The sequence below is a fragment of the Bradyrhizobium erythrophlei genome, from assembly GCF_900129425.1.
Taxonomy (GTDB): domain Bacteria; phylum Pseudomonadota; class Alphaproteobacteria; order Rhizobiales; family Xanthobacteraceae; genus Bradyrhizobium; species Bradyrhizobium erythrophlei_C.
On record NZ_LT670817.1, the window covers coordinates 1,068,019 to 1,093,745 of the forward strand.

Annotated in this window: 18 protein-coding genes, 1 tRNA gene and 1 pseudogene; 14 read left to right on the forward strand and 6 right to left on the reverse strand. The window is 55.6% G+C overall.

Translation table 11 applies throughout. The features are described from left to right. The first annotated feature begins 3 nt into the window (after positions 1 to 3). From B5527_RS05125 to B5527_RS05145, 5 genes are all read left to right on the forward strand, one after another. On the forward strand, positions 4 to 1,266 hold the full coding sequence (locus B5527_RS05125) for a class I SAM-dependent methyltransferase (protein ID WP_079600317.1): 1,263 nt from the start codon (positions 4 to 6) through the stop codon (positions 1,264 to 1,266). A gap of 55 nt (positions 1,267 to 1,321) precedes the next feature. Further along, positions 1,322 to 2,101, forward strand: coding sequence for a glucose-1-phosphate cytidylyltransferase (gene rfbF, locus B5527_RS05130; RefSeq protein ID WP_079600318.1), 780 nt, complete (start codon positions 1,322 to 1,324; stop codon positions 2,099 to 2,101). A gap of 148 nt (positions 2,102 to 2,249) precedes the next feature. Beyond that, positions 2,250 to 2,981, forward strand: coding sequence for an SDR family oxidoreductase (locus B5527_RS05135; RefSeq protein ID WP_079600319.1), 732 nt, complete (start codon positions 2,250 to 2,252; stop codon positions 2,979 to 2,981). Positions 2,982 to 3,148: 167 nt separating this feature from the next. After that, the gene (locus tag B5527_RS05140; RefSeq protein ID WP_079600320.1) at positions 3,149 to 3,709 is read left to right on the forward strand and encodes a dTDP-4-dehydrorhamnose 3,5-epimerase family protein; all 561 of its coding nucleotides are present in this window, start codon (positions 3,149 to 3,151) and stop codon (positions 3,707 to 3,709) included. Next, positions 3,709 to 5,025, forward strand: a complete 1,317-nt coding sequence (locus B5527_RS05145; RefSeq protein ID WP_079600321.1) for a DUF4910 domain-containing protein — start codon at positions 3,709 to 3,711, stop codon at positions 5,023 to 5,025. Before B5527_RS05140 ends, B5527_RS05145 begins: the two co-directional genes overlap by 1 nt. Positions 5,026 to 5,281: 256 nt before the next feature. Here the strand turns inward: B5527_RS05145 and B5527_RS05150 are convergent, their stop codons facing one another. Then, a complete protein-coding gene (locus tag B5527_RS05150) occupies positions 5,282 to 6,157 on the reverse strand; it encodes a hypothetical protein (protein WP_154072023.1) in 876 nt (291 codons plus the stop codon). A 320-nt stretch (positions 6,158 to 6,477) separates the two neighbouring features. On the opposite strand from B5527_RS05150, the gene B5527_RS05155 reads away from it, so the two are divergent. From B5527_RS05155 to B5527_RS05175, 5 genes are all read left to right on the forward strand, one after another. Then, on the forward strand, positions 6,478 to 7,623 hold the full coding sequence (locus B5527_RS05155; protein WP_154072024.1) for a hypothetical protein: 1,146 nt from the start codon (positions 6,478 to 6,480) through the stop codon (positions 7,621 to 7,623). Positions 7,624 to 7,635: 12 nt separating this feature from the next. Then, positions 7,636 to 9,258, forward strand: a complete 1,623-nt coding sequence (locus B5527_RS05160; protein WP_079600325.1) for an MBOAT family O-acyltransferase — start codon at positions 7,636 to 7,638, stop codon at positions 9,256 to 9,258. Between the two features lie 10 nt (positions 9,259 to 9,268). Continuing rightward, on the forward strand, positions 9,269 to 11,230 hold the full coding sequence (locus tag B5527_RS05165; RefSeq protein ID WP_079600326.1) for an HAD-IIIC family phosphatase: 1,962 nt from the start codon (positions 9,269 to 9,271) through the stop codon (positions 11,228 to 11,230). Continuing rightward, positions 11,184 to 11,429 carry an acyl carrier protein gene (locus tag B5527_RS05170; protein ID WP_079600327.1) on the forward strand — a complete coding sequence of 82 codons (246 nt, stop codon included), beginning with the start codon at positions 11,184 to 11,186 and terminating at the stop codon, positions 11,427 to 11,429. Before B5527_RS05165 ends, B5527_RS05170 begins: the two co-directional genes overlap by 47 nt. Before the next feature lie 80 nt (positions 11,430 to 11,509). Beyond that, positions 11,510 to 11,944, forward strand: coding sequence for a VOC family protein (locus tag B5527_RS05175; protein WP_154072025.1), 435 nt, complete (start codon positions 11,510 to 11,512; stop codon positions 11,942 to 11,944). A gap of 179 nt (positions 11,945 to 12,123) precedes the next feature. Here B5527_RS05175 and B5527_RS05180 read toward each other — a convergent pair whose 3' ends face one another. Both B5527_RS05180 and B5527_RS43455 read right to left on the reverse strand, forming a co-directional pair. Continuing rightward, on the reverse strand, positions 12,124 to 13,680 hold the full coding sequence (locus tag B5527_RS05180; protein ID WP_079600329.1) for a lipopolysaccharide biosynthesis protein: 1,557 nt from the start codon (positions 13,678 to 13,680) through the stop codon (positions 12,124 to 12,126). Positions 13,681 to 14,082: 402 nt separating this feature from the next. Next, entirely contained in the window at positions 14,083 to 14,295 is a 213-nt protein-coding gene (locus B5527_RS43455) for a hypothetical protein (protein ID WP_154072026.1), read from the reverse strand. A gap of 264 nt (positions 14,296 to 14,559) precedes the next feature. Between B5527_RS43455 and B5527_RS05185 the strand changes: the two genes are divergently transcribed. From B5527_RS05185 to B5527_RS05210, 3 genes are all read left to right on the forward strand, one after another. Continuing rightward, a complete protein-coding gene (locus B5527_RS05185; RefSeq protein WP_079600330.1) occupies positions 14,560 to 17,403 on the forward strand; it encodes an NAD-dependent epimerase/dehydratase family protein in 2,844 nt (947 codons plus the stop codon). A 1,128-nt stretch (positions 17,404 to 18,531) separates the two neighbouring features. After that, positions 18,532 to 19,281, forward strand: coding sequence for a class I SAM-dependent methyltransferase (locus B5527_RS05190; protein ID WP_079600332.1), 750 nt, complete (start codon positions 18,532 to 18,534; stop codon positions 19,279 to 19,281). Positions 19,282 to 21,385: 2,104 nt separating this feature from the next. Beyond that, a complete protein-coding gene (locus B5527_RS05210) occupies positions 21,386 to 21,676 on the forward strand; it encodes a hypothetical protein (protein ID WP_079600337.1) in 291 nt (96 codons plus the stop codon). A 77-nt stretch (positions 21,677 to 21,753) separates the two neighbouring features. Here B5527_RS05210 and B5527_RS05215 read toward each other — a convergent pair whose 3' ends face one another. Continuing rightward, positions 21,754 to 23,622, reverse strand: coding sequence for a hypothetical protein (locus B5527_RS05215; protein ID WP_079600339.1), 1,869 nt, complete (start codon positions 23,620 to 23,622; stop codon positions 21,754 to 21,756). Between the two features lie 479 nt (positions 23,623 to 24,101). Here B5527_RS05215 and B5527_RS47530 point away from each other — a divergent pair. Then, a pseudogene (locus B5527_RS47530) lies at positions 24,102 to 24,155 on the forward strand (transposase); the annotation flags it as partial. 189 nt (positions 24,156 to 24,344) lie between these two features. Here B5527_RS47530 and B5527_RS05220 read toward each other — a convergent pair. Both B5527_RS05220 and B5527_RS05225 read right to left on the reverse strand, forming a co-directional pair. After that, positions 24,345 to 24,420: transfer RNA gene (locus tag B5527_RS05220), tRNA-Ile, on the reverse strand. Positions 24,421 to 24,653: 233 nt separating this feature from the next. Beyond that, positions 24,654 to 25,631 carry a Bug family tripartite tricarboxylate transporter substrate binding protein gene (locus B5527_RS05225; protein ID WP_079607083.1) on the reverse strand — a complete coding sequence of 326 codons (978 nt, stop codon included), beginning with the start codon at positions 25,629 to 25,631 and terminating at the stop codon, positions 24,654 to 24,656. Positions 25,632 to 25,727: the final 96 nt, after the last annotated feature.

Consider the following 25,727-nt stretch of genomic DNA (forward strand, 5'->3'; position numbering starts at 1 on the left):
TTTATGCACTTGAACCTATCGCCAGTACTGGGCGCCACGCCAACGTGTCGCCACTGTGGGTCCAAGCTGGGCCTGACGCTTGCCAACCTGGGCCTGTCACCGGTCGCCAATGATTACGTGGACCCGGTGAATTACGCGAGGGCAGAGCCGTTCTATCCGCTCGAGGCATTGGTTTGTCGTGAATGCCGGTTGGTGCAGACCTGCGATATGTTGGCGGCGGGGGACATCTTCCGAGCGGACTATGCCTACTTCTCTTCGCATTCCAGCTCATGGCTGGAGCACGCCAAGACCTATGTCGAGGACATGGCCAGGCGTTTCGGACTGACGCCGGCGTCCCGTCACGTCGAACTCGCATCGAACGACGGTTATCTGCTGCAATATTCGATGGCAAAGGGCATTCAATGCCTGGGCATCGAGCCATGTGAAAGCGTCGCACTGGCCGGCCGGGCGAAAGGCGTCGATACGCGCATTGAATTTTTCGGCAGAGACTACGCCAGGCAACTGCTGACCGAGGGCTGGGCCGCCGACCTGATTACGGGAAACAATGTGCTGGCTCACGTGCCTGACATCAACGATTTTTTGGATGGTGTGAAACTGTTGCTCGCCCCTGACGGTGTTGCCACCTTCGAGGTTCAGCATCTACTCAAGCTGATGCAGCGGCATCAATTCGACACCATCTATCACGAACATTTCTCCTATTTATCGCTGATCGCGGGAGCGCGAATCTTCGCCAAGGCGGGTCTGCGCGTTTTCGACGTCGAACGGCCCGAGACCCATGGCGGGTCTATCCGATTTTTCGTGTGCCATGCGCATTCCGCCCGTTCAGAAAGTCCTCGGGTGGCGAAGCTCCTGGACGAGGAGCGAGCCTATGGTCTGGACAGCGATGCGATCTATACCGCGTGGAACGAATCTGTAAAAGCCACCAAGCGTGATCTCCTTGAATTGCTTGTTGAGTTGAAGCGTCAGAGCAAGACGATCGTAGGCTATGGTGCTCCCGCTAAAGCCGCGACGCTTCTGAACTTTTGCGGAGTCGGGAGTGACTTCCTCGACTTCACGGTGGACCGTGCGCCGTCGAAACAGGGGCGGTATCTGCCTGGAGTTCGCATTCCAATCTTTCCTCCCGAAGCCATCTTTGAGGCAAAACCTGATTTCGTGCTGATTTTACCCTGGAATCTGAAAGACGAGATCAAAGCCCAGATGAGGGAAATCAGGTCGTGGGGCGGCCGATTCATTGTGCCGGTGCCGAAGGCGACCATTGAGAATTAGCTATTGCAGCACCGTTCCAGGATAGGAATTCGGCCGGCGATCAAAGGATATCACCATGAAAGTAGTGGTGTTCGCAGGAGGCCTCGGAACAAGGCTCAGCGAAGAAACCGCAATACGGCCAAAGCCCATGGTGGAAATCGGTGGGCGCCCGATCATTTGGCACATCATGCAATGCTATGCCCATTTTGGGCTTACGGATTTCATCGTACTCGGTGGCTACCGCGTCGAGTTCATCCGGCAATATTTTCTGAATTACAGAATGCATTCTTCCGACTTCACAATAGACATGTCGAACGGTGAGATCGTCTGGACTGCTGCCAAAGGCGAACCATGGCGCGTGACGGTGCTCGATACCGGGCCCAAGACGATGACGGGAGGCCGCATGAAACGCGCCCGCGACATAATCGGCAACGAGACCTTCTGCCTGACTTACGGTGATGGCGTCAGCGATGTCGATATCGGTAAGCTCGTCGCATTCCATCGGGAGGGAGGCAAGTGGGCGACCGTGACCGCAGTCGAACCGCCGGGCCGCTTCGGTGTGTTAAATTTTACCGAGGAAAGTCACGAAGTTGCTTCTTTCCGTGAGAAGGACGGCCGTGACGTAGGGTTCGTCAATGGTGGATTCTTTGTTTGCGAACCGCAAGTCTTCAAGTTGCTTGAAGATGATTCAACTGTCTGGGAGCAGGCGCCGATGCGGCGTTTGGTAGAGGCGGGGCAATTGCGGGCCTATCGTCATCACGGTTTCTGGCAAAGCATGGATACGCTTCGAGACAAGCAGGTGCTTGAAGATATCTGGGCCGCGGGAAACGCACCGTGGAAAGTCTGGAAGGATTAATGGAAGGCGAGTTTTCGTTCCTCGAATTTAAGTTAGAGATATCGAATACGGTGTCCGGGCAAGCCCATGAACAAAGGAACCGGAGAGTGCGAGGCCGTTTTTTTGAACGGGATGCGTGGACCCTGGGCGAGGTCCAAAGGAATTGTCGATGATGTCGAGATCTCTGGAGAACATGACGGCTTTGGTCACAGGTGCAAGTTCCGGCATTGGGCGCGCGACCGCCTCACTTCTTGCTCGTTCTAAAGCAAGGGTTGCTCTGGTCGGGCGGCGCCAGGCAGCTCTTGAAGAACTTGCGACGGAGTGTGGATCTCTCGCATCGGCCTATCCTTGCGATATGACAGATGATACGCAGCTCAAGGGACTCGCCACCAGACTACAAGCCGATTTTGCTCGGATCGATATTTTGGTGCATTCTGCAGGGATAATAAAATTAGGCAGGACAGAAACGTCGCCGGTGGCTGATCTTGACGCGCAATATGCGGCGAACGTTCGTGGGCCTTACATTCTGACTCAACTTTTGCTGCCTTTGTTGCGCGCAGTATCGGGACAAATTGTTTTTGTGAACTCATTGATAACCCGCGTAAATAATACCGGCGGCCGCGGTTCTTACGCAGCCACCCAGCAAGCAGTGCATTCGATCGCGAACGCTTTGCGGGATGAGGTCAATGAGGCTGGAGTTAGGGTGACGACGATCTTTCCCGGCACCACGGCAACTCAAAGGCAAGTCAACCTTCACGAAATCTCCGGCAAGCGATATGATCCGGATCGAATGCTGCAACCAGAGGACGTCGCTGAAGCGGTGTTATTCGCGCTAACGATTGGCAGAACGGCAGAAATTACCGATCTGTACCTGCGGCCCATGCTTAAACCTCTGGTCTAGAGCAGGCACGATGCCCTGCACCCAATGCGCTGGATTGACCCGCACGAGATTCTAAAGGACGCAACTCCCACAATCGGAGCTTGATCCAAGATGAATAATGTAGATCATCGTTCGCTTCTGCGTACGGGCACCTCTCGTGCCGACGCAATCCGGCGTGAAACCCTGTCATGAAGTTCATCCCTCTGGGTAATTCAGATGCCCGGCTCATCGAGCTCGTCGTGCACGGCGACGATCGCGGAAATTTCGCGCGAACTTGGTGCGTCAACAGTTTTTTGGAACAGGGGATCGATTTTAGCCCCGTACAAGGCAACACTTCGTTCACGGCAATTCGTGGCACGGTACGGGGGATGCATTTTCAACGCGCGCCGAAAGCCGATGCAAAGTTGGTTCGCTGCACAAGGGGCCGCATTCATGACGTGATTGTCGATTTGCGAGAGGATTCGATAACGCGGGGCCAAATCTACGTCAACGAACTGGCCGGCGATATTGCCACCATGCTTTACGTTCCGCCTGGCTTCGCGCATGGCTTCCAAACGCTATCGAATGACACGATCGTCGAATATCTGATGGGCGTAGAATACGTGCCCGATCTGTACGACGGCTTTCGCTATGACGACCCGATGATCGGTATCTCCTGGCCCGAAACGGTGGCCGCGTTGTCCGCCAACGATGCTGGCTGGCCATTGCTGGCCGATCGGAATTTTCGGCTAGGAAAGCGAGGCAGCTAATGCCGGGCAGGAAGGGTGTTTCCAATTCGGAAGAGCGTCCCCCCATCGATCTCCATGGTTTGGTTCGGGAACTCTTTCCGATCAACCGAAGCCTTACCGGAGCGGGCGTTCGCGAAACGCTGGCGACCCTGGCTCGACATATTCAATTAGAGGTCACGGAAGTTCCCAGTGGGACTGCGGTGCTCGATTGGCAAGTCCCGCTGGAATGGAACATCCGGAGCGCGACAATCAGGGCGCTCGACGGTCGGTATCTCGTTAATTTTGCGGACAACAATCTGCACATCGTAGGCTACAGCAAGCCGATACGTAAAGAGGTAAGCCGCGCTGAGCTTGCGCAGCACGTCCACACGCTTCCCGACCAACCCGAGCTTATTCCCTATCGCACGGGTTACTTCGCCGACGATTGGGGATTCTGCATGCCGGACAATCTTTGGCGAACGATGCAGGACGAATTTTACCGCATCGACATCGACAGCGATCTTTCGCCGGGATCTCTTACCTATGGGGAGCTGTTTTTGCCAGGGCAGATGCCGGAGGAAGTGCTGATCACCGCTCACCTCTGCCATCCCAGTCTGGCAAACGACAATCTTTCCGGGATTGCAGTCGCCCTGGCGCTGGCAATGAGGCAAGCGCGGCTTCCACGGCGACTTGGCTACCGCTTTCTGTTCATTCCAGCGACCATAGGCGCAATCACGTGGCTCGCTCGCAACGAGGGACATCTCGCCAAAATTCGATATGGGCTGGTATTGACGTGTGTCGGCGACGCGGGCCAGTTCCATTACAAGCGGAGCCGTAGCGGCGCATCAATCGACAGTGCCGTCGCCCACGTTCTTCGCCATTCCGGTCACTCGCACGAAATCGTGCCTTTTAATCCTTATGGCTATGACGAGAGACAATTTTGTTCGCCGGCCTTCGATCTTCCGGTGGGCTGCCTGATGCGCAGCGTTCATGGGACTTTCCCGGAATACCACACGTCGGCAGACAATACCGATTTTGTGAAACCCGACGCACTAGATCAATCCTACGAGGTGTTGGCTGCTTTGCTCGACCTGCTCGATGCTAACTGGAGCTATGTACGAACCGACGGCAGGGGCGAACCCCAACTAGGCCGTCGTGGGCTCTATCGGGCGATCGCAGGGCAAAAGGAGGCAGGCGGCGCCAGCCAAATGGACCTTTTGTGGCTTCTGAATCTGGCTGACGGTAAGTACAGCTTGCTCGAAATTGCAGAGCGCGCTGGCATACCATTCGGTCGCCTTCAGAAAGCCGTCCGCCTCGCACTGGATGCTGATCTCATCCGAGAGGTTGTTCTCGATTAGCAGCGCCTGTCTCACGTCAGCAGGGTAAGAACTGCGGCGCCAGTTTGATCCACGAACCTGAAGTTCCGGCTACGCCGCCGATCAAGATTAGGCGTGAGATTGTCCCGCGCTCTCTTGGTTTCCAGCGGTGAAGCCGCCTATTGGGGGCGGCGGCGTCGAACGCGGCAGATTACTGATCTGTCCCCGGGCTGCGTGAGGCGGTTGATATTCGCACATTGTGCAGAAGAACGACAAGTTACCCAACTGGGCCGACTTTCTATTCCGCAGTAAGCGGGATTTGCGTCAGCTCAGCGATAGGCTTGCCGTAATCTGGATGAGCGAACAGGTGGGCGACAAAAATCTGTTCATGCCATATTTGAGGAATTCGCCTATTCGAAAACCGTAGACCGCTGACAGGCGCAATTTTGATGCTCTCATGGTTCGCGTTAAATTCCTTGATCGCCAGCAGCTCACCGGTAAATTCGTTGTAGGCCCAATCAATATCGCCCACCATATCGTCGAAGTAGCAGGCAACCCGAGGCAACAGATACCGATGCTTTGTCTCGAAAATCTTTAACGCCGTGACCGTCGAGGAATAGTAATCGAGATCGAAAGCTATAAATCCGATGGGCGGAGGATTCTCTTGCTCGACAAAGCCTCGCAGGGTTTGCGCAACGTCGCCGAGGATCAGCCTGGCTGACTTGAGACGAGCTTTCAGTTTGGGGACGTCCATGGCAAAATAGCCGGATTGCCAAAGATAAGGCATGTCGCGGTAGTCCTGCGGCGCTGGCATGCCCTTTCCGGTATCAAAGCCGAACACCATGACCTCAACGCCGGTCTCAGCGTGGACTGCTTCGGCATGTCGTTCCATTGCCACGAGCCCCGCGCCGCCGGCAACACCAAATTCGATGCATGAAATGCGCGAATACCCGAGCTTCCGTGCGAGCATCGCAGACTGCAGCATACAATGTCCGTAATGCGCCCGATCGATCGTGCCGTAATCGAGTTTGCGTTGATAAGTTTTTACAATGCCGAAACGTCGATCGAGGGCTCGGATGAGAAGATAGCGAGCCGGGATCGGATCTTGCGAGAGTAGGGTGCGTTGCAACGACCTGCGTAATCCACCGGTCAGCCTGTTTTCACGAAGCGACATCTATCCCTCGAAAAAATTATACCCGTCTCCCCGAATCAATTTTTGATTGTTCGTTTTTCACGATGTCCGGAGAACCGCCCAGCACCGATCGCCACCGGAGGTGAGCAAATACAGCCAACACATCCTTTTGAGAGTCTTAACGGGCTCCATTGGATAGTGACCTCGTTCGACCAATATCTCGGGCCGCGCGCGGAATTAGCCTTTTAGATTAACTTGGAACAAGTTGAAAACAAATAATAGCCGGGGCAGGTAATTCTTCTGTTGAATTTAATGCCCATCCAGTTAAGATTTAATCTGTTTAATTGTTACGAAGGGCATGCATGGGTTCGTACCGCGCAATCAAGCGCCTTCTTTCAACTGAAGGCGGGCGAGCCCGCATCATCTCGGCGTTAAATCGGTCTGTGCGCCAGTCTTCGCCCGTTGCCGCGGTGCAAGTCGTGCCTTGCCGGGCGCACGACCGCAGCTATCCCAGCCGTGAGGTCGAAGCGGTAGTCCCGCCTGAACAGCAATGGAAATCCACTTCGACCTACTTTCTTGCATGTCTTGGAACCGTATTGGGTTGTTATGCTCTTTTCTTGAGCGGCCTCTTGCTGTTACGGGCGAGTGGCAACCTCCCCCCGCCGATCGTCACGAACAATTTGTGCTTCGACGAGAAGATCCACTGGATGAGCTACGAGCTTCCATCATCCACTCCCGATCTATTGGTATTTGGTTCCTCGGTCGCATGGCGGCATTTTGACGGCGGCCAGGCCATTGAATCGGGTTTGGCGAAAAATCCATACAATTTGGGATTTTGTGGCATGCGCTTGAGTCAGACGGCATTCGTTGCGAGGTATTTTCTGACCAAACAAAAATTCCAATATCCGGCTCGCGCGGTTGTCATTGTGTCACCTCAGGATTTCGAGGGCTGCCCCGGTTCGGAAGAACAAGTGTTTTCGAAACCAGATGCCGATGTGGCTATCTTTTCGCAGACGCACGGATGGGAACTGTATTTGAAAAATGTCGATCCGGTGCCGTTTGTAAGAAATGCAAGCGCAGTCAAGGCGATGCGAAGCGGCGCGAATGACTTAAACCGCCTGATGTTTACCAAATATGGTGATGGTCCCGTTGACAGCACCCACAGTCGCGATCTGACCTACGGTCCTGTCACGAATCTGAAGCAGGAATGTTTCGTCGCTCTAAAGGACCTCGTCCAGCAATTTTCCGGTCACAAGATGCAGACCATGCTTGTTCTGACGCCGATCAGCCCTCAATGGCTTTCGAGGTACGATCCGGACCGCCGTATTCTGGGTGAAGTGCGATCCCGCTTGTCAGAAGCACTGAAGGACTCCGATGTGCGGGTTTGGGATGCAAGCGAGAACAAATCGTTTTCTGAATTGGATTTCACCGACGCTATTCACTTGCGGTGGTCTGCGGTAAGACGGTTCATGACCGCGATGGCCGGCTTCGCAACTAACGGCACGTGAGCGGATAGACGAATGCTGTTCAACTCTCCCGAGTTTCTTCTTGGCCTTTTGCCAATCTCTTTGCTCGTTTTTTTCTGCTTTGGCGTTATGGGATTTCATCGCACCGCCATCATGTGGCTCACGGCCGTTTCGCTGTTCTTTTATGGTTGGTGGAATATCTCTTACGTTCCCCTTCTGTTGTGTTCGGTCTCGTTCAATTTCTTGATTGGCGAAATACTTCGCGGGGGTGGTTCCCGGGGCTGGGTTGGCCTGGGCGTTGCCGGAAACGTCATCCTCCTCGGCTATTATAAATATTCCGGCTTTTTAGGGCAGGTCATTTCCGACGTTGCAGGTCTTAGCTGGACCGTTCCTGCCGTCATACTTCCGTTGGCGATATCGTTTTTCACGTTCCAGCAGATTGCCTATCTTGTCGACTGTCGTGCCGGGCTGGTGAAAGAGAGCAGCTTTTTGAATTATGCGGCGTTCGTAACATTTTTCCCGCATTTGATTGCAGGACCCATCACCCATCACAAGGAGATCATTCCGCAACTCCAATCGATGCGCATTTTCAGGCCGCAGCCGCTTCTGCTCGCGCTGGGTGCAACGATCTTCCTGGTGGGGCTCTTTAAGAAGGTTGCTATTGCCGACTTCCTCGCGCGCTTTGCAAATCCGGTATTTGAGGCGGCAGCGAACAATCAGCCGTTGACTGCGATCGATTCCTGGATCGGGGCGTTTGCTTATACCCTTCAACTTTACTTCGACTTCTCCGGCTATTCGGACATGGCGATCGGCGCTGGATTGCTGTTTGGCATACATCTGCCGCAAAATTTTTCGTCGCCATTGAGGTCAACGAACATCGTAGAGTTCTGGCAGCGTTGGCACATGACGCTGACCCGCTTCATTACGTCATACATATATAATCCGATCGTTTTTTCCTGGAGCAGGTGGCGGGTTCGTCAAAAATTGCCCTTGGTTCAGCCTGGCCGCACCAAACTGGGAGCGTTTGTTTCGCTGATTCTGGTGCCTGTTATGCTATCGATGTCGATTTCGGGCATTTGGCATGGGGCAGGTTATCAGTTCGTCCTGTTCGGTGCGCTGCACGGCACATACATTGTTATCTATCACTCGTGGCGGGAAATAAAGTTGCGAATGTGGCCTGCTGGTTCCTTGAAGTTTCCGCCTGGGCGTCCATTGGCAATCGGGCTTACTCTGGTCTGCGTTGTCCTAAGCATGGTGCTATTTCGATCGGTGAGCGCAACTGCTGCATTCCACATGTTCTCCTGCATGTTCGGAGCCAACGGCATTGTCGTCCCCCAAGGCGTGGCAAATCTTCCGGTGATCGGTACTTTGGTACATGTGTTGGAGTTGAAAGTTGGAAAGCAGATGTTTCTCTATTCTGATCCGCTAATGTTGATCGGCCCGCTGTTGGTGCTCGTTATGATTGCTCCGAACATCTACGAACTGATGGGGGACTATGAGACGGCTCTAACGACAAAATCGTCGAAGCCTGAAGGTGCTTTTGGCAGACTATCTCTGTCGGAACTGCGGTGGCGTCCGAACTTCAGATATTCGTTTTTCATCGGAATCCTGGCGTTTATAAGCGTGGCCAAGCTGATGTCGAATGCGCCTTCGGAGTTTATCTATTTTCGCTTCTGAAAGGGCTCTCATGGAATTTCATCATTGGCTTCCGGTCTGTGGGACCTTCGCTTCGCAACTGAAGGAACTGGACGATGCGCCGCCAGCTCAGCAAATAGCTAGACTAAAATATCTCTCTCAATGTCGGCTCGATTTCATTAAGACCAACGCCCTAGCAGAAAGGATAGAAAACTTAATTCCAGGGTTGACCACGGACAACGCAGTCGAGTGCGGTCCAGCTGTGAACGTTGCCCTTCTTTCATCACACACAATGTCTCACCTGACGGGCGGGATCATCGTGGGTTCTCTTAGAAGAGGCTTCAAGGCGAATCTGTTCGTCGGCCAATATGGACTCTACCGCACCGAGCTCCTTGAGCCAGATCCAGGTTTACAGGCCTTTGCACCGAACGTTATTGTTATCGCGACAGATATTCATGATCTCAACATTGAGATTGCGTTGGATGCAAGTGATGGCGAGGTTATGTCTGCCGTCGACGCAAAAATCTCGGAACTTGTTGAGATCTGGCGGCACGCAAAGCGTAATTTCAAAGCCACCATTGTTCACCAGACCTTGCTCAACACGCACTACCAGATGTTTGGATCGTACGAAGGTTTGCTTCCCGGCACGCCCTACAATGTAATTGAACGGTACAATACCCGGTTGCGCGAAGCCGCTTCGCGAGAGAGGGTTCTTCTCCTTGATATCGATCTGCAGGCCGCCATAAAGGGCCGCGAGAATATAGTGGATCTGGTACGTTGGCATCAGGCGAAGCAACTTGTGAGCCCCATCCTGGCGCCGTGGTACGGCGACTTGCTCGCGAGAGTAATAGCGGCAGTTCACGGATTGTCCAAAAAAGCAATCGTGCTGGACCTTGATAACACGCTGTGGGGTGGGGTTGTTGGCGATGATGGCATCGAGGGGATAGTACTGGGGCAAGGAAGCGCGGCTGGCGAGGCATACGTCGATTTGCAAAAATACCTGCTGCTTCTTAACCGGCGTGGAATTATTTTGGCGGTTTGTTCGAAGAATGACACCGCCGTTGCCGAGGGTGCATTCGTCAATCATCCCGACATGGTGTTGCGGCGGGAAGACGTCGCGTCGTTTGTCGCGAATTGGGATGATAAAGCAACCAATATACACCGGATAGCGGCGGAATTGAACATAGGGCTCGATAGCCTTGTCTTCGTCGATGATAACCCTGCCGAACGGGACATTATACGGCGAGAGCTGCCAATGGTGGCGGTTCCGGAACTTCCGCGCGATGTAGCCCACTATGCATCATATCTGAGTGATGCGGGGTATTTTGAAGCCGCAAGCTTTTCCCAGGAGGACAGAGAACGCGCCAGCCTTTACAACGCTAATTCCATCAGGCAGCAAGGGTTAAGCCAGGCTACGGACATCGAAGGGTTCCTGAAGAGTCTGAAGATGAGACTCGAGGTTGGGCCTGTTTCGAAAATGAACATTGGGCGCGTAACCCAGCTCACGAATAAGACGAACCAATTTAATCTCCGCGCAGTGAAATACACGGAGCAGGAGGTCAACCGTCTGGCGCAAGATCCGCGATCGTTGGCTCTCCAGTTTCGATTGAAGGACAAGTTTGGCGATAATGGTATAATCGCTGTAGTTATAGCGCGACCGGACGAGCGTTGGCCGGACGACACCCTTTTTATAGACACTTGGCTGATGAGTTGCAGAGTCCTCAGCCGAGGGGTCGAAGCAGCGACGCTTGAAGCATTGAGCAAATGCGCGATGCAAATGGGAATTAGGCGTCTGGTTGGCGAGTATCGATCCACCAGCAAGAATAAAATGGTATCGAACCACTACGGAAAGCTTGGTTTTCTGCCCTTACACAGCAGCGACAGCGATGAATCGTCGTCGACAGTCTGGTGTATGGACTTATCGCAAATTGAGAAATGCCCGCATCACATTGAGGTAATCATTGCACATGTCCAGGGAACAGATCTATGCCGAGCTCACGAAGATATTTCGTGAAGTCTTTCGGGATGAAAATCTAGTTATTGCCGGATCGACAACGGCGGAAGATATCTCCGGATGGGACAGCACCGCGCACGTCAACTTGCTGTTGGCGATTGAAATGCACATGGGAGTTACTTTTCATACGAGCGAAATCGACGAGATGCGGACTGTGGGAGATCTGGTCGATGCAATTGAGCGAAAATTAGCCAAATAGGATTTCAGTCTTGCGGGCGGGTTCGAAGCGTTAATTCAACGCCTGGTGTGGTGGCCCGGAACTGGCTGCCGAGCTTCATTGTGATTGATGAAATGGAAAATTTTTTTGGTTTCAGGTTTCATCACTTGGGTCTGGCCGCGCAAACGCCCGACCCGGCAAAAAACTTTCTACTTGGGCTCGGCTATCGTGTTGGTGAAACCATCTTCGATCCCCTGCAGAACGTTCGATTAACGTTGTGCGAGCACCGATCAATGCCGACGGTTGAGATTGTTAGTCGGGGGGAGGGTAAGGGGCCCTTGGATTACTTACTTTCCAGACATAGTGATGGTCTAATTTATCACCTCTGTTATTCGACGGACGATCTGGACCGAGCACTTCAGGCAGTCATTGACGCCGGCTTGCGACCTCATTGCGTATCCGCTCCAAAGCCGGCTATCCTTTTTGCCGGCAAGATGGTCTCGTTCTATCAGATAATTGGCATGGGCTTGATCGAAGTTATCGATGAAAGGGAATGATCGGCGACAGCAGATTGGCTGTAATTCAGCGCAGGTCAAGGCAACCCGAGAGCCGCCGGGATAAGTGTTTGAGCGTAAGGTAAGGGCTGGGGCGAAAAAAATTGTCTGCTCCGCATCGATTGTTGTGATCAGCACGGCTGCGCGAATAGGCTGAGATCAATCGAGTTTGCCAAGCAGGTTTAGGGATTGCTGTCAGCAACCGACTTAGAGAATCGTTTTGACTGGTTGCGCAGGAAGCCAACGACTTTTGACTCGAATCCATCCGGACAGCCTGCAAGGCGCCACAGTACAAAGATCGAGCTTGCATAGACCGATGCGGCAACGCCGACGACCACGGCCACGCCAAACACCAGCGGGCCATAGACCCTTGTTTCTGATAGCCAGTCGTGGAACGGCATGACGGCCATCGCCATAAAAACGCAGCTGAGCATCGATCGCCACGGACCGAACAGTTGCGTGCGTATCGGCAGCCCGATTAGCTCGCGAACCGCGAACATCGAACATCCGGCCACGAGTATCGCGGTTATCAAACGTGCCGCGAGAACACCGGCAATTCCGTAATATAGCGCGCCGATCAGAACGATCGGTAGCCTAACGGCGAATTCAATCAAGCTGAGCCGAAGAAAAATGCTTGTTTTGCCAAGTGTCATGGATAGCGGGGCAAGCGGAGCGATTAATAGCGAAGGGACCACGGCAAGAGCAAGCAGGCGAAGAATGGGGGTGGCCTCAAGCCATTGTCCACCAAGAACCAGCCGGATCAAAGGTTCAGCAACCAGACTCATCCCGACCATCATCGGCAGTCCAACCGCAACCACCGTCGCCGCACTATTCCGATAGGCCGCCGCCAGCCTGCGACCGTCATTTCTGATCAGCGAAAAAGCAATCATGAGAGGATTGAGGACCTGGAACACGATCACCTGGGACGGAAGGATGGCCAGATTGGAGGCCATAGAAAACCGGCCCAGTTCGGGACGGCTAATCAGGCGGCCGAGTATCAGTTGATCCATTTGCCAATTGATGGCGTTCACCGCCTGAGAGGCGGTGGACCAACCGATAAACCCTGCGAATTCGTGCCATTCCCGAAGCGTAAACTTCGGTCGGTAGGGCGCGACAACGTAGGAAACAACGTCCAGGACGATAGGAAAAGCGATGGTGCCGGCCGCAATTGCCCAATAGCTCCGGGTCTCCCATGCCAGACCGACCGAAACCACGAAGCTCGCGCACTTTCCGGCGAATTCACACAGGGCAAATGCTTTGAAATCGAGGTTCTTCGAACGTTCGATCAATCCTGCGCTGAGCACACTGCGCGCTGCAGGTGAGATCGCCAGTGCGCAGACCAGCCCGATCAAGCGATCATCTCCATAGATTTGGGCCAAAGGCCAGGACAAGGAGAACAGGATCAGCGCCACCGCTGCTCCCCGCAAACAGGAGATCGTGAACGCGGTATCGTAATGAGCTTTCGTCACCACCGGCAGCCGAACGACTGCCTGGCCCACCGGTAGTTCCAAAATGGCCTCGACAACCATCACAACGGACATGGCGATCGCGACGAGACCAAAATCCGCCGGCGACAAAAGACGTCCAAGAACCACGATTGTTGCGAGATCAAGACAACGCGCGACCAATTTCGACGCAATGAGAACCGTCGCCCCGGCGGCGGTGCGACCACTTACCTTGTGAGGAGAAGCGTCCAATACTTGAATTTCCTTAATCGCAAGGCCGACGGCAAAACCCATGAGAGAACTTGAGCGAAGTCAATATCGACGCCGCCCGAGTGATTGGGCTCAATAAGCGCGCCTGTCGACACTTGAGTAGTTATCCTTGTCGCCCGTTGGTCGCGCGGCGTCACGCCACATTGCATCGCGCGCCAATGGCGAGGTGCTGATTCGTGCCCGCTCGCTCGGTCCGGGATCCTCTTCCGCCATTATCGACGTGCCGGCCGGTTCCGCGATGACCGGTCGCGGCCTTACCACGGAGAAGGGCCTTTCGAAGACAATGCGGTTAATCCCAACTGGCAACGCGCTGCTTTTGCGTACAACGTGGTATCCAGGAATGGCCAGCGGCATTGGTTCACCCATCCCAGGAGTTTGAACGCCGGAAGACACCGTTGGCACCACAGACGGGGCACGAACCGAAGTTTAACAGCCAGTGTAGCGAGAATCTGGCGCTTCGCGCAACGCACGCAAGTAAGCCAGGCCGTATTCGATAAGTTCATTGGCATCGCTCTTCCCGGCTGATGAAAGCGTTCCGATATAATTGGCAATTTTCGCTCTAATTTCTTCTCGACTCTTATTATCCAAAATAGCGCCAATTTCCGTAGAATTCATAATTCGATCAATAATTTGGTCCATTGAATTGCTCCAAACTAAATCCCACGTTTACAGCGTACCATTTTTATGCATTAAATGTGCCGGTTTTTCGTTCGGTTCAGCGGACCGGTGCGTGCGAATTATAAGTTCGTTTTTTATGCCGTTGTTGACCAATTCCTGATATTTTACACGGGACGAAGCTCTCGACCTGATCAAGTTCATGCATTGTTACGGAAGTGCTGCTTCGCGGCGCCAGCGATTTTGCCGGTCGTCTAGGCTGCCTCTCCATTAAATTGGCAAGCTTCCATGGAACGGCTTTTTGAAGAGACGGTGTTGGTGCTAGGCGGCGCGGGCTTCATCGGCCAGATGCTCGTCCCATATCTCCTCGCGGCGGGTTATCGTGTTCGCGTTATGGTGCGCGGACCGGCGGCGGCGCTAGCCTCCATTCAGAACGATCGTCTGGAAATCGTCCGCGGCGATATCCTCAACGAAACGGACCTCGAGGCAGCCTTTCGCAACGTCGCCTCCGTTGTCCATCTCGCCCATGTCTGGGGTTCGACTTGGAATGAATTTTGGCGCAACAACGTCGAGCCGACGCGCAAGATCGGAGAACTCTGCATCGTTCACAACGTGAGGCGGCTGGTCTTCGCCGGCACCATCGATTCCTACTATGCGGGCTCCAATGCAGGAACAATCACGGAGAAGACGCCGTTCGACCGCAATCTCAAGCGGCGCAACTACTACGCGCGTTCGAAGGCTGCGGCTGAGCAGATCCTCACCGAAATGTACAAGCAGCAGCAATTGCCGCTGGTCATCGTCCGCCCCGGCATTGTGATCGGTCCAGGAGGGACTCCTTTTCACGGAGCTGTCGGGCGCTTCTCGGGCGACCTTTGTGAGGTGTGGGGAGAAGGGACCAATGCCTTGCCACTCGTCCTGGTGTCAGACGTCGCTGCCGCAATGGTGCGCGCGCTTCAAGTCGACGGCATCGAAGGCGAATCCTTCAACCTCATCGATCGTCCCCTGCTGACGGCGCGCGACTATCTGGACGAACTGCAAAAGCAGACAGGCAAACCCCTCAAAGTCGTCCATCGCCCGATATGGAAATTCTTCCTCGCCGACCTGATCAAATGGTTCGTGAAGGCCGCGACCCGTCATTCCGATCGTGCGCGCATGCCATACTATTATGACTGGGAAAGCCGCACCCAGAAAGCGGCTTTCAATTCCGACCATGCGCGCGTCCGACTGGGGTGGCAGCCCGCATCAAACCGGCAGCGTCTCGTCGATGAAGGGATCGGCAGCGCGGTTCGATACTGGCGATCATCGCCGCGACGCGGGGCCGGAACAAGGATCGAGAACCTGGAAACCCGACCGGCCGGCTCGCTGTTCGAGGCGGATGTCGCGATCATCGGCGGTGGCGCGGCCGGTTTGACCATCGCCCGCGAATTCATGAACACCGGGGTGGATGTCCTCATTCTTGAGAGCGGTCTCGATGGCGAGAGTCCCGTCCATGCCGAACTCGATCGCCTTGAATGGCTGAACGATCCGAAACGGGAGGCATCCTTAAACTTCCGCAGAACGTTTCATCAGAAAAGCATGCCCTGGTTCGATCCGGACGTTCAGCCCTATGGCGTTCGCTGCCGGGGGCTCGGCGGCTCGACGGCCTGTTGGGGCGGAAAATCGGCGACCTTCGACGATATCGATTTTGCCAAGCGCGACTGGGTGCCGAATTCGGGCTGGCCGTTCAGCCGAGCGAGCCTCGAGCCGTATATCGAACGCGCGGCCGAGGTCCTGAACCTCGGCCCCAACATATACGATGAAAAACTGTGGCCGCTGATCGGCAAGAACATCAAAAGGCCGCGGCTGGACAGCACGAAGCTGCGGTCGTTTTTCTGGCAGTTTGCCCGCTCGCGCCTGGTCGCCGTCTCGGTCATGAATCTGGCCAACGAATTCAGAGCGCAGCGCGCCGACAACGTCCGCACGCTGATCAACGCCACGGTCGTGCATGTCGACACCAATACGGAAGGGGACAGGGTCACGGGTCTCGAAATCAGCACGATCGACGGTGCGAAGTCGCATGTGAGGGCGAAGGTTTTTGTCCTCGCGGCGGGCGGCATTGAAAATGCGCGCATCCTGCTGAATTCCAACCGACAGCAGAAGAACGGTCTCGGCAACACTTACGACAATGTCGGCCGATATCTGATGGATCATCCCGGCGGGCGCATCGGCTATTTCAAGAAAAGCGATGTCAAGCGCGCCAGGTACCTCGGCTTCTACTCGATCGTTCCGAAAAACGACAGCATCATGTATATGCACGGCCTGGCTCTCTCCCCGGCCGTCCAGGCCCGGATGAAGCTGCTCAATACCGCCGTGTACGTGCTGCCGGAAATTTCCCCGCGGGATCCGTTCGGGGCCGTCAAACGTCTCTTGACGTTCCAGACCACAAATCTCGGCGGCGACCTCTGGCTCCTGGTCTGCAGCTTGCCGCTTCTCGCCAAGGGATTCGCCATCAAACTGTTTTACAGTCCGGTCTTCCCGGAGCGTCTGAAGCGGAAAACTGTCAACCTGCTGATGGCAATCAATCCCGGCTTCGTTGTCCGCGAGTTTCTGAGCATGCGCGTGCCGCATCGGCTGGACCGGATGGGCGTCCATGTCATCGTTGAACAGCCGCCGGACCGCGAAAATTGTCTCGTCCTCTCCGAAAGCACGGATGCCCTCGGAATGCGGCGCGTCACCGCGCATTGGCGGATTTCAGCGAATGAGCGCCGCAGCGTGGCGGCGATCGGGCAGTTCCTTCATGATGAGTTGCCGAAAGCCGGCATGCCTGCGCCGGCTATCGACGAATGGATCATGCAGGATCGGCCGGACGATGCCGTGCTGGTCGACATGGCGCACATCTTCGGAACGACCCGCATGTCTGATGACCCGCGAACCGGGGTCGTCGACAGCCAGGGCAAGGTCCACGGTGTTGGCAATCTGTTCGTCGCCGGCAGCTCGATTTTTCCGACGAGCGGTCATGCTAACCCGACGCTCATGATATTGTCCCTTGCCATCCGGCAGGCCGACGAAATCAAGCGGCGGTTCTTCGCGGACACCTATTGTGGCGCTGAGCAACCGCAAGATTTGAGGAAGGCGTTCTCATCGGTAGAATAACCGCCGCTTGGGTGCTCGCGGGAACCCTTTGGCGTTGGAATTCATTGTTTCGGAGCAAGGAGGCTTCAATGCGATCAATCTCTCTTTCTGTCGCGGCGTCGCTCGCACTCGTTTCCTCGGTGGCGTTCGCGCAGCAAACGCCGCCTGACACTGGCGCACCGCCGCCAGCCATGATGCCGCCAACCGCCGGTGCTGCGCCCCAAGTCGGAGGTCCGCTGATTTCGGAGTCGGACACTGGCTTGAACAAGGTTGCCGCAGACGGCGTTTCGACACAGTCCGTAAGAGCCGTTGGCTGCAGCGTCGCGGCCAGGGAGACTGACGGAACGACTACCTGCATCGGAATTCCGGGGCCGGTTGGGAGCCTAAGAGCAAAAGCCAGTGTTGCTCGGTAACCAATGGACTTTCGACAGGAATTCGTTGACGGCTTCAACGTTCCTGACGGACCGGAAGGGCGCGTCAGCCGAGAGTTGCGGAACGTCCTCTTCGGGCATGGAAACAACGGCAAGCGATCTTTTTGATGGGTGTTTGGAACCTTGCGCGGTTGTCCGCGTTCCCGTTGGGAGATCTCACCCTAGTCAATTCGCTTCGGTCCTCATGTCCACACCAAGATGTCCTCACTGCGATCGGCCGATGTCGCTCGCACCGCAATCCCTCCGGCCGATCTTCGGCGATATTTGCGCATTCGAGTGCTCGCCTTGCGACCATACTCTCCTGCTAAAAGTCCCGCTCGATCCGACACAGCATGCAGGACAGATTTCATTACAAGACAATTACCCCGACAAGCGGTCTTGATTTAAACCCTTTGCTGTCCCGGGGGAGTCACTTTCTTCGCAAAAGTGTCATCAGACGCACCGGAACGCTATTGCATGGGCAACGGATCGCGCAGGAGTGCGCACAGCGCCACCGTCATTTCCACTGTGATGATCCATTCGTCGCTTGGCGTTTGCCCCGCTATGCGCCAAGTGCCGTCTTCGACTCTGCTGAAAGTGCGTCAACCTGGAAGCACTAAGGTTGCTTCATATTGACTTCCAACGCCGTAAACGGCGTAAATGAGTGTCCCAATCAGCTCGTAGCCGCGACATCTATTGTTACCATCACCAGCTCCGCACTTTTTCTGGAGGTGATCGTATGTATGAATTTGAGTGGCACAAGACCCATGGCGACCAAACGATCGCCTCCGCCAACGTTATTGTCCCGCTTCTAAAATCGATCATTGATGTTAGTTCTGTATTGGACGTCGGTTGCGGGGATGGGCGTTGGCTTGCTTGTTTCGAGTCATCCGGCGTGCGCTCAATTTGCGGGGTTGACGGCGCATGGACTGACCAAAGCCGCCTTTTGATCCCCCAGCGTTGTTTTACGGTGCAAGACCTGGCGAAGCCTTTTGATCTCGGCCAACGGTTCGACGTCGCCATAAGCCTCGAGGTCGCAGAGCATGTCGCCTCGGAATATTCCATCCAGTTCATCGAGAATTTGACAAAGCACAGTGACGTAGTTTTGTTCGGCGCGGCAATCCCTTTTCAAGGAGGTTTCAGACACATCAATGAGCGCTGGCAGTCATATTGGGTAAGTCTGTTCGATTCCCAAGGGTACCATTGCTTTGATCCGTTTAGATCGCAAATTTGGCAAAGACAGGATGTCTCCGTGTGGTACAGACAGAACATGCTATTGTACGTGAGACGCGAACGGCACGATCTGACATCGCGCATAAAAAGCCATCTGAATTTGAATCACATTGCGGAGATGCCGATCGATGTCGTCCATCCGGAACGATATGAGGCCATCGCCTCTTACTCGCAAATAGCCTTCAGACCCCTTATGCGGAAGCTACCGAAATTAGCTGCGAAAAAGCTTGCGGATGTAATAAATCGCAGAATTTAGGGATCTCATCAGTTTTGCCGGCGTCTTCGATCGGAAAGAAGCCCGGATCAGTGTTCTTGACGCCTTGCGACGGCTATCAACGGCGGATTCAAGGTTCGGATTTAGACGCCGGGCTTTCCTGCGGACCAGGATCGTCCTCGGCAAGACTGAAATAGTGTTGCGCCCGCTCTACGATCGTCTCCAACGCTTGACCGGCCTTGTCCCGATCAGCTCTGCCGAACCGAACACCACGGACGGCCCAGTTCGCGTCGAGACGCGACTTGGGGGTTTCACGCTTGATGACCACGCCCGCGAAAGCCTCGCAACCGAGGTCGGCCTTCTTGACAGCCTCTGTGATTGCGGACTGCAAAAGATCGCGCGAAACCGAACTTCGGTCATCGGGCGGTTTCCCGCGTTGCCATATGTTCATACGTCACACCCGAAATATATCGTTACAATTATATGCGAAAATCTCCATAAAATCTAGGTTAGAGCGCTGTCAATTCGTGCGTTCCGATGGGAAGCTTAGTTTAAATTTTGGTTAATACCGTATTCTTCCGGCTTTTCTTGGGCCTTCGGACCGTCGAGCCGCTCGCAATGTTGCATTCATCGGTCTACCAACGCGCTGCTGCGATAAGGTGCCGCATTTCTACGACCCCGCGGCCGAACAGATTGATCGCGGCGATGCCGTCGGCATGATTGCGGAGGAACGTCTTCCACCCTTGGGACGCCGGACCTCTCCGCTTGGCCATATATTTAGCCACGCTCGTCTGTCCGATCGCGATGTCGAGCTTGAGTAGCTCTCCATGGATCCGTGGCGCTCCCCAAAGTGGGTTGGCGGTGCTCATCTCGCGGATCAGTCTGCGTATTTCCAGCGGAACTGGCGGCCGACCACCACGAGGTCGCGACTTCGAGCGCCAGTGCAAACTCCAGTGCAAACGGAAACCCGCACGGTGCCATCTGATTACGGTCCCCGGGCCTAACAATCGCAAGCGCATCAAGAACACGAGGGAAGGCGATAGAGACCAACGAACACCAATCGGTCGATGGCCCAAAAGTGTGTTTCTTGGGGGCAGTTCGTCGCAGAACAATGATCTGTTGCAGCAACGTTAAAATCTCTGCCTCGAGCGCTGCCCGCGGCCGAAAACAGATCGACAACCGCCCAGCGCCCAGAGTGCAGTTGGCCAAGATAATAGTCGAGCGGTGGCGGAATATCGAAATTGTCTTGCTGCCAACCCGTCACGCGTGAACACCTGCGACGGACTGCATCACATCATGGATGCGGATGCGCAGGTCTTATCGGGTTCTGCTTTGCCCCAACAGAACAGCGCCGATACTACCCAGGGTCGCTAGACCCTAAAGGAAGTCGAACTGGGCACCGCATCAGTTTCCCGCCGCTTCGCTACGTTCGCTTCAGCAAGTTTTTTGATGTTCACCACGCCACAGCCCTTCATGATGTTATACTTCATGTCTGAAATCGGAGGCTGCCATGTTGAATTGGCGTTATCTCATGCTTGCCATCGCATTTGCCCTTGTCAACACCGCTTCGTCGACAGACGCCGCGCGGGCTGACGAGAGTGGCTTGTTCAGTCCCGGATTTCCACCGTGGCCGACGCCGCCGAACGCATCCTCATGGTGCCATCGTGTGTGGCAATGCGACCGCCACGGCTGTGCTTGGCAGGGGCTTTGTCCGCCGCAGACTTTCGCCACCTCGTACATTTGGCAGGTCCAGGATCATTGGCCGGCGCAAGCTCTCGCAGGCTACGATGATGCCTGGTGCCGCATCTACGGACCGCGCACTTCGCCCGATTATCGGCAATGCCGCGTGAACAACTATTACACGCGCCTGTTAGTCCCCATTCGGGCGACCAAGTAGAGTCTACTCGTCGCGGCGGCGCGATTTGGATGACATCCTTTCAAGGATCAATTGGCGTGCTGCGATCGGATCCCATCAACCAACGAGTTTGAGAACGATGATTGGGCGCTGGCTACCTGTCGGCATTTGCACAGTTTTGGCACCTTGTTCGGCGATGGCCGCCAACGGCATTCCCGAAAATGCCGCGAACGGTGATCCTTGTGGCGGCATTCGGCCTTGCGATCTTGGCGGAAACTTCCCATCGACGAGATGCTGAAGCAAAAGCCCTACCCGATACGGGGTGTTTGTGAGTCGCGCTGCTTTTGGCAAGCGGTGGTGACCAATTCGCGCTTTTATCCAGACGCAGTCATCGACATCCATGCCCCCGTCAATGCAAGCACCGGCCAGCTCAACCGATTGGCGGCCGATATCCTCATTTCGGAGACGAAATCACCCGGCGTCCAGCACTATCTCAAGGACAGCGGGGCTGGCTATCGCGTCTCATTCACCCGATTGACCGGGCAAGATCTCATCAACATGGGCGTGCCCGCCTGTCGCTAGTAAAGCATTGCGCTCGAGCAAAAAAGGCGTGGAAGAAGCCGTTCGGCAACTTCCCCGCCGGTCCACGGGGTTCAGGGTCACCAGAAGAAAGTAGTTCCGGCCACAATCGCGCTGTTGTGGATTCTTTGACCGATCTGGTTTTCGGCTGTCGTGTAGACGTACTCAGCCTGCAGGTTGACCCACTTCGTCAGCTTGTAGCGGGCGAAGCCGATCCAGGACGAGTTGTCTTTGACGAGGCAACTTGTCCCTGCCGATGTGTTTGGCGGCATTGGTGAACCTAGCGGGCCTGTTGATGTGCATTGCTCGAACACGAAGGTGTTGTCGACTGCATTGGCCGTTTCTAAGCGGCTCACGCCCCAGCTGCCGCCAACAGTGAGAACGTTGTTAAACGTATAGGCAGCCTGCAAGTATCCGCCGTCGGACCTGCGAGCATCGCCAAATGCATCGATTCCGTTGAAGAAGAGACCCGTGGTGCCGACGGCTTTGCCGGTGTAGCCGTAGGCGACGAAATTCCATCCCCACAGGTCGAGCATGGCGAACCCGTCCACGGCCCAAGAGTCGACGACAGCATTGGGATTCAATACTGGTGAAGCTAAACCCGAACCAGTTACGACGGGATTCAACACACAAAGTCCGCCAGACAAGTTGGCACCCGTGCAGTCAGCCAGCTGCCTCTGCCAAAGCCCGCTGGTTGAAAGAGTCAGCTTGGTATCAGGCGAAAAGGCGTTCACGTATGACAGCTTGCCCTGGACCATAGGCGCATCATGTCCGGTGAACAGCGCGTTGGTCGTCGGGTCGCCGCTCGAGGCGCTCACGAGGCAGGGGACGGCGGTGCAGCCGGAGCCTGTTGCCGTAACCGCCGCAAAAAATGGGTTCGTGGCGTGTGTGTCTAATGGCGTCATCACACTAACATAGCCCGTGAACCCGCCGATGGTCGGACTTTTGTAGGTGATCTGAGGAATCCAATCGGCGTAGATATAGCCAAGTCCGATCCGGCCAAGCGAGGTGTTGCTGGGCGCGGCGTTGTCTGGCACCGACCCAACGCCGAACAGAGTAAGATCGTTGAGGATGGCATCGGAAGCGAAGAGGCCGATGTCGCGACCGACCTTGACCGTGCCCCAGGTGGGGGTCCCAATCGTGCCATAGAACTGGCGAAAGTCGATGCCCGGGGTACCGAGACCGATCGGCGAGCCGCTGCTGTTGGCATTTGCGGCCTGGGGAAACACATCGTTGCCGGCGGTATAAACACCCAAATAGGCGCCGATATCCATGCCCGCTTGATGGGTGGCAAGGCTGAGTTGAATTGAACTCGGCAACAAGCCGGCCCGGATGGCAGCGGCGTTATGTGGATCGGCGTTGGCCAAGCCGCCCGTGATAGTCGGCGCAGCAGGGTTCTTGTCCGGGAAATTTTCTACACCGAAGAAGTCGAGGTCGCCCTTGGTGCAGATATCCACTTCACCGACGCGAATGCCGATGCAATTAGGAAGAACGGTCACGTATTCGACCGGAGACTTGAGCGCTTTCGTCGGTACCGCTTCGTCGGCCGCGCTCAACGTCATTGCGCGCGTTTGGGCCTCCGTCAGAGTATTGTTCGACGCCGGCTGGCCATTGGCTTGCGCCACCGCATTGCGACCGGTCGCAGGCTTGGGCGCGGCTTCCACTGCGCGGAGCTTCGCCTCCGCTTCGCGAGCCTTAGCTTCCGCTTCGCGGGCTCTTGTTTCCGCGGCCTGCAGTTTTTGAGCGCTATTTTTCGCTTCGACCTGTTGGCGCGCTTTGATATTATCGTATTCCGAGGGAGTGATAGCTCCCTTCGCCTTCAGCAGATCGAGCAGAGCGTTCGTGGTTTCGTCCGCTCTAGCGTGCGACCATGCCAACGTCAGCGCAGAAAACGCACATACTGCGCATAAACGGTTGATGGTACTTGCCATCTGCTGCGGGAAGTTCATAGCCCCTCCCAAGAAAACCGTTTTGATTTGAGTATCACAGCGCCGTCGCGAGCTATCGGACAGGCGCTCGACTCGAACCGGCAATATTAACAACGCGGAACGCCAAAGCGGGGGCGGCTTCCAGCAGCGTGTCACAGCCCAAGCAGGACGAGAGATGCGTTGATTGCTCTCTGCCCAATTCCCCGACTTCCGAAAAAGATGCCAGCGCTCACCCGTGCTGACACCTCTAGAGGCCCAGAAGCCAGCGGTGATGGTAACCTGACTCCGCGGAGCTCGCATCAGAAATGAAAGGTGTCAACATATTTCTGGGCATCGTGTGACTCAAAAGACACAAAGCTTTATTTATTTGATCAAGCGTTTGGCGGAATGGATCGCAAACCAGATGACAGAAGCCTGCGGATGGGAACAGCTTCCCCGCTATCTGGATCCGCGATCGGGATGGCGCGTATGGTGAAGTTTTCATCCGGCGGATTCGATCAATGGGCATTCGCGATCAGCCGACATCGCCGCGTTCCCCATGGCAAAACGGATACGCCGAACGCCTGATCGGTTCGATCCGACGGGAATGCCTTGACCACGTTGTCGTGCTCGGCGAGGCGGTGTTGTGCCTGTCGACAATCAAATCCGGACATATTGGTGGTGCAGCCCGCCGAGAATTGGGCGGCAAAGAAGATCCAAGATTGCCTGAAGCGGGTTGGGCATCGGTACACATCCAGCGAACGTGGTGGGCCCGGCAGGACTCGAACCTGCAACCAGACCGTTATGAGCGGCCGGCTCTAACCATTGAGCTACAGGCCCCGCCGGAACTGGCGCGCAAGCGCCAGGCAACGGTGCCGACACCCCTTACAATGCGGCTCGCGATCCGGCAATGCCGGGCTGCCGATCGGTAATTCGACGTTAGTGGACGTTAGTCATCGTCATTCCGGGATGGTCCGAAGGACCAGACCTCAGATGCGCAATTGCGCATCGGGGAATCTCGAGATTCCGGGTTCGCGCTTCGCGCGCCCCGGAATGACATATCAAAGCAACGCTCACTCCACCGACACCCCGGCAAACTCCACCACCTTGCGCCACTTGTCGGTTTCGTCGGAAATCAGCTTGCCGAACTCGGCCGGCGTCATCGGCTTCGGGATGCCGCCGGCATCGGTCAGCCGCGCGACCAGCTTGGGATCCTTCAGCGCCTCGCCGACCGCCTTGTTGAGGATATCGACGATCTCGGGCGGCGTGCCCCTGGGCGCGGAGATGCCGTAGAACCCGACCGACTCGAATCCCGGCACGGTCTCGGCGATGGCGGGGACATCCGGGACTCCGGGCCAGCGCTGCGGCGAGGTGACGCCGAGCGCGCGCACGGTGCCGGCGCGCGACTGTTCCAGCGCCGACGGCAAATTGTCGAAGATCAGCTGCACCTTGTTGGAAATGATGTCGGGAAAGGCGATCGCCGATCCGCGATAGGGCACGTGCACCATCTCGCATTTGGTCATTGCCTTGAACAATTCGCCGGACATGTGCACCGAGGTGCCGTAGCCCGACGAGGCATAGGAAACCTTGCCCGGATTGGCCTTGCAGTAGTCGATGAACTCCTGGACGGTTTTGACCGGCATGGCGTTCGACACCACGAGCATGTTGGTCAGCTGCATGATGCTGGCGACCGGCACAGTGTCGCGCATGAAATCATAGGACAAATGCTTGTAGAGCGAGGTCGAGATCGCGTTGTTGGGCGCGACGAACAGCAGCGTGTAACCGTCCGGCGGCGAATTGATTGCGGCTCCCGCGGCGATATTGCCGCCGGAGCCGGCGCGATTTTCCACCACGAACTGCTGGCCGAAATGCTCCGACAGCCACTGGCTCATGATCCGCGCCACGATATCGACCGGGCCGCCGGCGGCGAAACCGATCAGCCACCGCACCGGGCGGTTCGGATAATCGGCCGCCGATGACGGCGCGATGCCGGCCATAAGGCCCAGAAGGCAGACCAGCCCCGTTATCGCCGCGCGCCCTAATCCAGTCATGAAACGCTTCCTCCAAAATGTTTTTTTGAGCCCGTTCGCACATGCTTTCATACAAATCGGAATTTGCCTACATTGCCGTTTGCCGACTATCTTCCC

Bases quoted from the DNA above. Each gene is read 5' to 3' on its own strand.
- B5527_RS43455 (WP_154072026.1), bottom strand. From the start codon at position 14,295: ATGGACCAAATTATTGATCGAATTATGAATTCTACGGAAATTGGCGCT.
- B5527_RS05190 (WP_079600332.1), top strand. From the start codon at position 18,532: ATGTATGAATTTGAGTGGCACAAGACCCATGGCGACCAAACGATCGCC.
- B5527_RS05145 (WP_079600321.1), top strand. From the start codon at position 3,709: ATGCCGGGCAGGAAGGGTGTTTCCAATTCGGAAGAGCGTCCCCCCATC.
- B5527_RS05165 (WP_079600326.1), top strand. From the start codon at position 9,269: ATGGAATTTCATCATTGGCTTCCGGTCTGTGGGACCTTCGCTTCGCAA.
- B5527_RS05140 (WP_079600320.1), top strand. From the start codon at position 3,149: ATGAAGTTCATCCCTCTGGGTAATTCAGATGCCCGGCTCATCGAGCTC.
- rfbF (WP_079600318.1), top strand. From the start codon at position 1,322: ATGAAAGTAGTGGTGTTCGCAGGAGGCCTCGGAACAAGGCTCAGCGAA.
- B5527_RS05125 (WP_079600317.1), top strand. From the start codon at position 4: ATGCACTTGAACCTATCGCCAGTACTGGGCGCCACGCCAACGTGTCGC.
- B5527_RS05180 (WP_079600329.1), bottom strand. From the start codon at position 13,680: ATGGGTTTTGCCGTCGGCCTTGCGATTAAGGAAATTCAAGTATTGGAC.
- B5527_RS05210 (WP_079600337.1), top strand. From the start codon at position 21,386: ATGCTGAAGCAAAAGCCCTACCCGATACGGGGTGTTTGTGAGTCGCGC.
- B5527_RS05225 (WP_079607083.1), bottom strand. From the start codon at position 25,631: ATGACTGGATTAGGGCGCGCGGCGATAACGGGGCTGGTCTGCCTTCTG.
- B5527_RS05215 (WP_079600339.1), bottom strand. From the start codon at position 23,622: ATGAACTTCCCGCAGCAGATGGCAAGTACCATCAACCGTTTATGCGCA.
- B5527_RS05160 (WP_079600325.1), top strand. From the start codon at position 7,636: ATGCTGTTCAACTCTCCCGAGTTTCTTCTTGGCCTTTTGCCAATCTCT.
- B5527_RS05185 (WP_079600330.1), top strand. From the start codon at position 14,560: ATGGAACGGCTTTTTGAAGAGACGGTGTTGGTGCTAGGCGGCGCGGGC.
- B5527_RS05155 (WP_154072024.1), top strand. From the start codon at position 6,478: ATGGGTTCGTACCGCGCAATCAAGCGCCTTCTTTCAACTGAAGGCGGG.
- B5527_RS05135 (WP_079600319.1), top strand. From the start codon at position 2,250: ATGATGTCGAGATCTCTGGAGAACATGACGGCTTTGGTCACAGGTGCA.
- B5527_RS05150 (WP_154072023.1), bottom strand. From the start codon at position 6,157: ATGTCGCTTCGTGAAAACAGGCTGACCGGTGGATTACGCAGGTCGTTG.
- B5527_RS05170 (WP_079600327.1), top strand. From the start codon at position 11,184: ATGTCCAGGGAACAGATCTATGCCGAGCTCACGAAGATATTTCGTGAA.